The 8,919-nt window shown below is 72.7% G+C and carries 9 protein-coding genes, 1 pseudogene and 1 riboswitch; of the genes and pseudogenes, 5 read left to right on the top strand and 5 right to left on the bottom strand.

What is annotated here, in order from left to right:
• Positions 1–61 precede the first annotated feature (61 nt).
• The gene (locus ACWGKU_RS39085; RefSeq protein WP_359905845.1) at positions 62–340 is read right to left on the bottom strand and encodes a ubiquitin-like small modifier protein 1; all 279 of its coding nucleotides are present in this window, start codon (positions 338–340) and stop codon (positions 62–64) included.
• A 35-nt stretch (positions 341–375) separates the two neighbouring features.
• Positions 376–1,656 (bottom strand): threonine synthase, encoded by a 1,281-nt coding sequence (thrC, locus tag ACWGKU_RS39080; protein WP_401048138.1) that lies wholly within the window; start codon positions 1,654–1,656, stop codon positions 376–378.
• A 16-nt stretch (positions 1,657–1,672) separates the two neighbouring features.
• Positions 1,673–1,809, bottom strand: a riboswitch (SAM riboswitch).
• A gap of 111 nt (positions 1,810–1,920) precedes the next feature.
• On the opposite strand from thrC, the gene ACWGKU_RS39075 reads away from it, so the two are divergent.
• Together ACWGKU_RS39075 and ACWGKU_RS39070 are read left to right on the top strand one after the other, a co-directional pair.
• Positions 1,921–2,958 carry a glucosyl-3-phosphoglycerate synthase gene (locus ACWGKU_RS39075; RefSeq protein ID WP_401048140.1) on the top strand — a complete coding sequence of 346 codons (1,038 nt, stop codon included), beginning with the start codon at positions 1,921–1,923 and terminating at the stop codon, positions 2,956–2,958.
• A gap of 38 nt (positions 2,959–2,996) precedes the next feature.
• Positions 2,997–4,463 carry an alpha,alpha-trehalose-phosphate synthase (UDP-forming) gene (locus ACWGKU_RS39070; protein WP_452180883.1) on the top strand — a complete coding sequence of 489 codons (1,467 nt, stop codon included), beginning with the start codon at positions 2,997–2,999 and terminating at the stop codon, positions 4,461–4,463.
• Here the strand turns inward: ACWGKU_RS39070 and otsB are convergent.
• Positions 4,450–5,274, bottom strand: a complete 825-nt coding sequence (otsB, locus tag ACWGKU_RS39065) for a trehalose-phosphatase (RefSeq protein WP_452180884.1) — start codon at positions 5,272–5,274, stop codon at positions 4,450–4,452. The two genes, ACWGKU_RS39070 and otsB, sit on opposite strands and share 14 nt — an antisense overlap.
• 120 nt (positions 5,275–5,394) lie before the next feature.
• On the bottom strand, positions 5,395–5,640 hold the full coding sequence (locus ACWGKU_RS39060) for a DUF3263 domain-containing protein (RefSeq protein WP_387691654.1): 246 nt from the start codon (positions 5,638–5,640) through the stop codon (positions 5,395–5,397).
• A gap of 93 nt (positions 5,641–5,733) precedes the next feature.
• Here ACWGKU_RS39060 and ACWGKU_RS39055 point away from each other — a divergent pair, with 93 nt between their 5' ends.
• Positions 5,734–6,084, top strand: coding sequence for a cupin domain-containing protein (locus ACWGKU_RS39055; protein WP_359905862.1), 351 nt, complete (start codon positions 5,734–5,736; stop codon positions 6,082–6,084).
• Positions 6,085–6,138: 54 nt separating this feature from the next.
• Here the strand turns inward: ACWGKU_RS39055 and ACWGKU_RS39050 are convergent, their stop codons facing one another.
• Positions 6,139–7,419 carry an extracellular solute-binding protein gene (locus ACWGKU_RS39050; RefSeq protein WP_401056169.1) on the bottom strand — a complete coding sequence of 427 codons (1,281 nt, stop codon included), beginning with the start codon at positions 7,417–7,419 and terminating at the stop codon, positions 6,139–6,141.
• Positions 7,420–7,756: 337 nt separating this feature from the next.
• On the opposite strand from ACWGKU_RS39050, the gene ACWGKU_RS39045 reads away from it, so the two are divergent.
• Positions 7,757–8,704 carry an ROK family protein gene (locus tag ACWGKU_RS39045; RefSeq protein ID WP_359905868.1) on the top strand — a complete coding sequence of 316 codons (948 nt, stop codon included), beginning with the start codon at positions 7,757–7,759 and terminating at the stop codon, positions 8,702–8,704.
• A pseudogene (locus ACWGKU_RS39040) lies at positions 8,701–8,919 on the top strand (N-acetylglucosamine-6-phosphate deacetylase); the annotation flags it as partial. The gene ACWGKU_RS39045 and the pseudogene ACWGKU_RS39040, both read left to right, overlap by 4 nt.

Below are 8,919 nucleotides of genomic sequence, written 5' to 3'. Positions count from 1 at the left end.
CCCGCGCATACGGGAAACGGAATTCCGTACGCGCGGGCGACCGCTGGTTGGTCGCGAAGGCTCAGCAGCCGCCGGCCACCGCCGGGATGATCGAGATGCCGGCGCCGTCCTCGATCTCGGTCGCCAGGCCCTCGGCGAAACGCACGTCGTCGTCGTTCACGTAGACGTTCACGAAGCGGCGCAGCTTGCCGGTGTCGTCCAGGATGCGGGCCGAGATGCCCGGGTGGTTCTTCTCCAGGTCGGCGACGACCTCGGCCAGGGTGGCACCCTCGGCGGTCACCACGGCGGCACCGTCGGTGTAGGTGCGGAGGATGGTGGGAATGCGGACGTTGGCGCTCATGACTCTCCTTGCGGGGGCGGGGCCGATCGGGTGGTTCAGACGGACGCGAGGCCGGCGGCGCGGAACGAGTCCAGCGTCGGGCGGATGACGGCGGTCATCCCGGCGTCGGAGACGGCGTCCAGGGTCTTCAGGCCGTCGCCGGTGTTGATCGCGACGGTTTCCTTGGCCGGATCCAGCTGCCCGGTCTCGACCAGCTTCTTCAGCACGCCGACGGTCACCCCGCCGGCGGTCTCGGCGAAGATGCCCTCGGTCCGCGCCAGCAGCCGGATCGCCGCCACGACCTCGGCGTCCGTGACGTCCTCCACCGCGCCACCGGTGCGGCGGGCGATGTCCAGCACGTACGGGCCGTCGGCCGGGTTGCCGATCGCCAGCGACTTGGCGATGGTGTCCGGCTTGACCGGCTTGATCACGTCCCGGCCGGCCTTGAACGCGGCCGACACCGGCGAGCAGCCCTCGGCCTGGGCGCCGAAGATCCGGTACGGCCGGTCCTCGACCAGGCCGAGCCTGATCAGCTCCTGGAGGCCCTTGTCGATCTTCGTCAGCTGCGAGCCCGAGGCGATCGGGATCACGATCTGCTCCGGCAGCCGCCAGCCGAGCTGCTCGCAGATCTCGTACGCCAGCGTCTTGGAACCCTCGCCGTAGTACGGCCGCAGGTTCACGTTGACGAAGCCCCAGCCCTCGCCGGCCGAATCGCCGATCAGCTCCGAGCAGAAGCGGTTCACGTCGTCGTAGTTGCCCTCGATGCCGACCAGCTCGCCGCCGTACACCCCGGCCATGACGACCTTGCCCTGCTCCAGGTCGTGCGGGATGAACACGCAGGACCGGAACCCGGCCCGGGCCGCCGCCGCCCCCACCGCGCCGGCCAGGTTGCCGGTGGAGGAGCAGGACAGCGTGGTGTACCCGAACGCCCGGGCCGCCTCGATCGCGCAGGCGACCACCCGGTCCTTGAACGAGTGCGTCGGGTTCCCGGAGTCGTCCTTGACGTGCAGCTGGGCGGTGAAACCGAGCTCCCGGCCCAGGTTGTCCGCCTTCACCAGCGGGGTCCACCCCGGGTTCAGATTGGGCTTCGACGCCACGTCGGCCGGAACCGGCAGCAGCGGCGCGTACCGCCAGATGGACGCCGGACCGGCCTCGATCCGCTTGCGCAGCTCCTCGGCGCCCTCGCTGCCGAACTCGTAGGCGATCTCCAGCGGGCCGAAGCACTCCAGGCAGGCGAAGCTGGGGCCGAGCGGGAAGCGGGTGCCGCACTCGCGACAGGACAGCGCGGCGGCGGGGCCGAGGTCGACGGAAACAGGTGCGGCGGTGTCGATAGCCATGATGGCGAGGCCTCTCTCCTCATCTTCCCCGTGGCACGGTCGCGCCACAGGCCGGAATTGGCACCTGTCCCGCCGGGGCCTGTCGACAGACAGCCGCGCGGGAAGGTTGCCGGGACGTCAACGGGCCGTTCCCTCAGTCCCTCTGGATGAGCTTGTGAAATTGTGGTGATGCTCAACGGCGACCCCGGCGTGCAAAGGTCCGACCGCTGTACGAAGACTGTATCCGAAGGCGTCAATCCTGAACGGGTCCGTCCGCCACGCGAGATGACCCGTCCCACCGACCCCGCCGAGGAGACCTCCGTGCCCGCCGAACCGATTCCCGAGCTCCTCCCGCAGGCGGCGTCCTGGCTGCGCCGCCGCTCCTGGAGCGCGGCCGACCGGCCGGTCCACACCCTCCTCGCCGCCAAGGAACGCACCGGCCGCACCGTCAGCGTGGTCCTCCCCGCCCTGGACGAGGAGGCCACCGTCGGCGACATCGTCCGCACCATCCGCCGCGAGCTGATGGAACGCCTCCCGCTCGTCGACGAACTCGTCGTCGTCGACTCGGGCTCCACCGACGCCACGGCCGCCGTCGCCGCCGAGGCCGGCGCCCGGGTCGAGCACCGCGACGCCGTCCTGCCCCGGCTGCCCGCCGTCCCCGGCAAGGGCGAGGTGCTCTGGCGCTCGCTGCTGGTCACCCGCGGCGACATCGTCTGCTTCGTCGACGCCGACCTGCGCGAATTCGACCCGGCCCTCGTCTCCGGCATCCTCGGCCCGCTGCTGACCGACGAGTCCATCCAACTGGTCAAGGCCATGTACGACCGCCCGCTGGAATCCGAGGGCGCCGTCCTGCCCGCCGGCGGCGGCCGGGTCACCGAACTCGTCGCCCGGCCCCTGCTCAACCTCCACTGGCCGGAACTCGCCGGTTTCGTCCAGCCCCTCGGCGGCGAGTACGCGGCCCGCCGCTCACTGCTCGAACGGCTGCCCTTCCCCACCGGCTACGGCGTCGAACTCGGCCTGCTGGTCGACGCCCTGGAACTGGCCGGTCTGGACGCCCTGGCCCAGGTGGACGTCGGCGTCCGGCACCACCGCCACCAGGACGGCCAGGCCCTCGGCCGGATGGCCGCCACCATCTACCGGACCGCCCTGGAACGCCTCGACCGCACCCACCGCCTCAAGGCCTCCGCCGACCTCGTCCACCCCCAACTCACCCAGTTCACCCGCGACCCGGAAACCCGCGCCTTCACCGCCCACACCCACCCGGTGACCGCCCTGGAACGCCCCCCGATGCACACCGTCCCCGAATACGCGACCCGTCATTGAGGGGTTTGCCGCCCCGAACCCCCGGCAACATCCCAACCATGGGCGATCTCACGACCAACCGTTCGAGCGCGACCGGCACCGCCCCCGTCCTGGTTGCCTCCAACCGGGGACCGGTGTCCTTCAGCACCGCCGACGACGGCACGCTGACCCTGCGCCGCGGCGGCGGCGGACTGGTCTCCGGCCTCTCCGCCATCGCGGACCCGAACGCCGTCTGGGTCTGCGCCGCCCTCAACGACGCCGACCGCAGAGCCGCCGCCGAGGCGCCGTACGGCCGCCTCGACCTGGCCGGCCACGAGGTCGGCGGCCAGGCCGTACGGATGCTGGACATCGACCCGCAGACCTTCGCCCGCGCCTACAACGGCGTCGCCAACTCCACCCTGTGGTTCGTCCACCACCTGCTCTACGCGACCCCCACGGCACCCGCCTTCGACGCCGGCTTCCGCACCGAGTGGGCCGCCTACCGGGCGTACAACGAGGCCTTCGCCGAGGCCCTGGCCGCCGAGGCCGCCCCGAACGCCGCGGTCCTCGTCCAGGACTACCACCTCTCCCTGGTCCCGGCCCTGCTCCGGGCGGCCCGCCCCGACCTGCGGATCGGCCACTTCTCGCACACCCCCTGGGCCCCGCCCGAGTACTACCGGATGCTGCCCGACGACGTCGCCCGGGCCGTCCTCACCGGCATCCTGGGCGCCGACCGGGCCGGCTTCCTGACCGAACGCTGGGCCCGCGCCTTCGCCGCCTGCTGCGAGGACCTCCTGGACGCGACCGTCGACCACGACGCGCTCACCGTCACCCTCGACGGCCGCACCACGGGCCTCGGCGTCCACGCCCTCGGCGCCGACGCCGACTTCCTGCGCGAACGCGCCCACCGCCCCGACGTCGACGAACGCCTCGCCGCCCTCCGCCGGACCGTCGGCGACCGCCGCACCATCGTCCGGGTCGACCGCACCGAGCTGAGCAAGAACATCGTCCGCGGCCTCCAGGCCTACCGGCACCTGCTCCGCACCCGCCCCGAGTGGCACGACCGGGTGGTGCACATCGCCTTCGCCTACCCCTCCCGCACCGACCTGGCCGAGTACCGCGACTACACGGCCACCGTCCAGCGCCTCGCCGACGAGATCAACGCCGAATTCGCCACCCCCGCCTGGCAGCCGCTGCTCCTCCACGTCGACGACGACTTCCCGCGCTCGCTCGCCGCCTACCGCCTGGCCGACGTCGCCCTGGTCAACCCCATCCGCGACGGCATGAACCTGGTCGCCAAGGAAGTCCCGGTGGTCTCCGACAACGGCTGCGCCCTCGTCCTCTCCCGCGAGGCCGGCGCCCACGCCGAACTCAAGGACGACGCCCTCACCGTCAACCCCTACGACGTCATCGCCACCGCCGACGCCCTCCACGCCGCTCTCACCATGGACCCGAAGGAGCGCGCCGACCGCACCGGGCGCCTGGCCGCGGCGGCCACCGCACTCCCCCCGCAGCAGTGGTTCCTGGACCAGCTCAACGCCCTGTGAGCGCCTCCCCGAGAGCCCCCAGCAGCTCCACCACCCCCTCCGGCCCGGCGACCACCAGATCCGCCCGGTCGGCCAGCTCCCGCACCGGCGCGTCCCCCACCGCACCGGCGCACACCAGCACCCCGGCCACGCCCTCGCCCCGCAGCTTCTCCACCGCGACGAAGGCCGCCACGTCCCCCAGGTCGTCCCCCGCGTAGAGCACCGCACGGGCCCCCCGCTCCCGCAGGAACCCGGTCAGCGCCGCCCCCTTGTCCACCCCCGGCGGCCGCAGCTCCAGCACCAGCCGGCCGGGCTCCACCACCAGCCCGTGCTCGGCCGCCAGGTCCCCCACCGGCGCCCGCAGCAGCTGCAACGCCTCCTCCGGCGCCGCCGTCCGCCGGGTGTGCACGGCCACCGACCGCCCCTTGTCCTCCACCCACGTCCCCTCAGGCGCCCCGACCCGCTCCAGCACCACCGGCAGCACGTCCCGCACTCGCGCCACCCCCGGATGCGCCTCCGGCGCCGAGAGCTTCCCGTCCTCCCACCGCTCGGCCCCGTAGTGCCCCAGCACCACCACCCCCGGCAGCCCCGCGAACCCCCCGTACTCCACCGCCACCGCGGCCGGCCGGCCCGTCACCACCACCACGGCCCCCACCACCGAGCCCAACCGCCGCAGAGCTCCCACCACCCCCGGATGCGCCCGCGCCCGCCCCGGATCCGCCACGATCGGCGCCAAGGTCCCGTCGAAGTCCAACCCGATCACGGCATCCCCGGGCGCCGCCAGGACGGCCCGCACCCCGTCCCGCCCAGCCTCGGTCCCCGGCACGAACATCTCTTCAAAACCCATACCGAAGCCCCTACCCCGGACCGCCCCCTCCGCACCCACCCGCATGGCGCCCGCAACCCCTTTCCCCCACCCCGGCGCCCAGCCGCCCTTCCGAGAGCCGCCCCGTCACCGGGCCCCCCTCCGGGCCTCCCGAACCCGCCGCAACCGATTCACCAGCACCGGCGCGTGCGCCAACGCCGCCTCCCGGTCCAGCAGAGCGTTCAGCACCTGGTAGTACCGCGTCGAGGAGAGCCCCAGCTCCTCCCGGATCGCCCGCTCCTTGGCCCCCGCCGTACGCCACTGCCGCCCTTCCAGCGCCAGCACCGCCCGCTCCCGCTCACTCAGCCCGCCCGGTTCGCCCACCGGAACCACCTCCGTCCACCGCTACGGAGTGTCATTCTCGCGCGCGACCCCGACACACCCTGCTCGCCCCACCGCTCCCCGCGCCCGGCTACCGTCACCCCCATGACCACGCCCAGCTTCGCCCTGCACGTCCCCACCGCCGACCTCGACCCCGATCCGCTGGACCCGTCCCAGGTCGTCTCCGGTTCTCCCGAGGTCACCGGCAAGGTGCTGTCCGAGTCGGCCGACGGCCGCCATCTGCGCGGTCTCTGGCAGATCACCCCCGGTGTGGTCACCGACGTGGAGGCGGACGAGATGTTCGTGGTGCTCAGCGGCCGGGCCACCATCGAGATCGAGGGCGGCCCGACCCTGGAGGTCGGCCCCGGCGACTGCGCGGTCCTGCGCGAGGGCGACCGCACCACCTGGACGGTCCACGAGACCCTCCGCAAGGCCTACGCCATCACGCTCCCCTGAAGCACACCCCCGCCGGGGCCTGGGCGGGTCCCGACCCCGCCCCGGCCCCCGGTCCTACTTGCGGACCTTGGCCGCTTCCTTCACCGCCGCGTCCTGCAGTCCCCCGAGCACCTGCTTGGGATCCCCGGTGACGGCCTGCCCGATCCCCGCCTTGATCCCGTTGCTGACCTCGCCCCAGGCCGGGTCGCCGAACGGGTAGAAGCTCGCGTTGGCCAGCCCGACCGCGAACTGCTTGAGGTCCTCGTGCTTGGGGTCCGACGACATCTGGGCGAAGGCGTCCTGGGTGACCGGCAGGAGGTTGTACTGCTCGTCGAACTTCAGCTGGTTGTCCTTGCCGTAGACGAAGGACAGGAACTTCTTGATCTCGTTCTTGTGCCCGTTCGCCTTGAGCGCCATCATCCAGTCGGCGACCCCGAGGCTCCCGGTCCGCCCGACGCCGTCCTTCTTGGGGATCGGCGCCGTCCCGAAGTCGATCTTCCCGGCGGTCGCCATCCGCAGCAGCGTCGGGTGCCCGTTCAGCATCGCGACCTTCCCGGCGGCGAAGTCCTGGAACACCGGGGTGCGGTTCATCCCGCCCGGGTCCGGGTACGTCAGCCCGGTGCTCACCAGGTTGCTCTTCAGCCAGCCGAAGGTCGCCTGGTTCTGGGCGCTGTCGATGGTGTAGTTGCCGACGTCGTCGGAGATGCTGCCGCCGCCGCTCAGCGTCCACAGCATCGATTCGGCCGGCGCCTCCTCCGGCCCCAGCGGCAGCCCGTACGGGGTCACCCCCGGCACCTTGGCCTTGATCTTCTCCGCGTCCTGCCGCAGTTCGTTCCAGGTGGCGGGCGGCTGGGTGATCCCGGCCTGCCGGAACATCGCCTTGTTGTAGAAGAGCACCCGCGACGAGGAGACGAACGGGATCCCGTACTGCGTCCCGAGCACCTGCCCGGCGTGGGCGAAGGTGTCCAGGAACCTGGCCTGGGTGTCCACCGAGAGCACGTCGGAGGCCGGGTAGAGCCGGTCCGCCGCGACCTGGTCGGCGAAGCCGCCGGTCTGGAGCAGGTCCGGCGACTTGCCGGCCGCGATCATGTCCTCGACCTTCTTGCCGATCTCGGTCCAGCTGTCCACCTCGACGCTGACCTTGATCCCGGGGTTCGCGGCCTCGAAGTCCCTGGCGACGGTGTCCCAGTAGTGCTGGGAGCTCGTCTCGGGGCTCTCCCCGTAGTCGGCCGCGACCAGCCTGAGGGTGACCGGTCCGTCGTCCTGCCCGCCGCAGGCACTGACCGCGGTGAGGACCAGTGCTCCGGCCAGCGCACCGCCGAGCACACGGGTGGGAACGTGGACGCGCCTGTTCAACGCGGGTACCGCCTTCGGGGGGATGAACGTGGATGTACGTCGACCGGATCGGGGGAAATCCGGCGGGGGGAGGCGCAACACTGCCAAACCCGCCGACCACCGGTCCACACCACCGACCGGGGTCGCCCCGGTAGTTATCGAAGTGCGCGGAGTCATTGCACAATGCGCAACAAAACCCCCGCCCCCACCCCGCACATCCCGTTCGGCTCCCGGCCCCGCCCCCGGGCGCAAAGCCCCGCACACCCCCGCAGCTGCGACAAAGCTCACCCAGTATGGACCAGACCAATCCGACAACTGGACTAGACCTCTTCGACCCGCCCAAGGGAAACTGTCCTCCGTGAAGCACGTCATCGCACTCGATGTAGGCGGCACCGGCATGAAGGCCGCGCTGCTCGCCCAGGACGGCTCCGTGCTGTTCGAAGCACGCCGACCGACCGGGCGGGAGCACGGCACGGACGCCGTCGTCGCCGCCATCCTCGACTTCGCCGCCGACCTGGCGGACGAGGGCCGCAGCCGCTTCGGCGTCGCCCCGCTCGCGGCCGGCGTCGCCGTCCCGGGCACGATCGACGAGAAGAACGGCATCGCGGTCTTCTCCGCCAACCTCGGCTGGCGCGACCTCCCGCTGCGCAAGCTCCTCGGCGAGCGCCTGGCCGGACCGGACGGCGGCCCGATGCCGGTCGCCCTCGGCCACGACGTGCGCTCCGGCGGCCTGGCCGAGGGCCGGCTCGGAGCCGGTCGCGGCGTCGACCGCTTCCTGTTCATCGCCCTCGGCACCGGCATCGCCGGCGCGATCGGCATCGGGGACCGGATCGAGGCGGGCGCGCACGGCTACGGCGGCGAGATCGGCCACGTCGTGGTCCGCCCGGGCGGACCACCGTGCGGCTGCGGCGCCCGCGGCTGCCTGGAGACACTGGCCTCCGCCTCCGCCGTCTCCCGCGCCTGGGCCGAGGCCAGCGGCGACCCCGACGCCGACGCGGCATCCTGCGCCGCCGCGGTGGACGCCGGGGACGACCGCGCCCTCGCGGTCTGGCAGCAGGCCGTCGACGCCCTCGCGGACGGCATCGTGCTGGCCCAGAGCCTGCTCGACCCGTCCACGGTGATCGTCGGCGGCGGGCTGGCGGAGGCCGGCGACACGCTCTTCACTCCGCTGCGCGCGGCCGTCACCGAGCGACTGACCTTCCAGATGCCCCCGAAGGTCGTACCCGCCATGCTCAAAGACACCGCCGCGTCCCTGGGCGCAGGCCTGCTCGCCTGGGATCTGCTCACCATGGAGGTGACCGCGTGACCACCGCGGACCGTGACCGAACTGCCCTGGCCGGCGCCCGGCTGGTCCTGCCCGGCGGCGTCGTCGACGGCGACCGCCTCGCCGTCGAGGGCGAGCGCATCGCCGGCCTCGGCGGCGACCCCGAACCCGGCGACCTCGACCTGACCGGGTACACCGTCGTCCCCGGCTTCGTCGACCTGCACGTCCACGGCGGCGGCGGCGCCTCCTACGCCTCC

The organism is Kitasatospora sp. NPDC054768 (assembly GCF_053612025.1).
The sequence above is the reverse complement of the archived record's forward strand: the minus strand, read 5'-3'. Positions and strand labels throughout refer to the sequence as shown.

What these genes read in the sequence shown, in the direction of transcription:
- ACWGKU_RS39085 (WP_359905845.1), bottom strand. Translation starts at nt 340, where the DNA reads ATGAGCGCCAACGTCCGCATTCCCACCATCCTCCGCACCTACACCGAC.
- thrC (WP_401048138.1), bottom strand. Translation starts at nt 1,656, where the DNA reads ATGGCTATCGACACCGCCGCACCTGTTTCCGTCGACCTCGGCCCCGCC.
- ACWGKU_RS39075 (WP_401048140.1), top strand. Translation starts at nt 1,921, where the DNA reads ATGACCCGTCCCACCGACCCCGCCGAGGAGACCTCCGTGCCCGCCGAA.
- ACWGKU_RS39070 (WP_452180883.1), top strand. Translation starts at nt 2,997, where the DNA reads ATGGGCGATCTCACGACCAACCGTTCGAGCGCGACCGGCACCGCCCCC.
- otsB (WP_452180884.1), bottom strand. Translation starts at nt 5,274, where the DNA reads ATGTTCGTGCCGGGGACCGAGGCTGGGCGGGACGGGGTGCGGGCCGTC.
- ACWGKU_RS39055 (WP_359905862.1), top strand. Translation starts at nt 5,734, where the DNA reads ATGACCACGCCCAGCTTCGCCCTGCACGTCCCCACCGCCGACCTCGAC.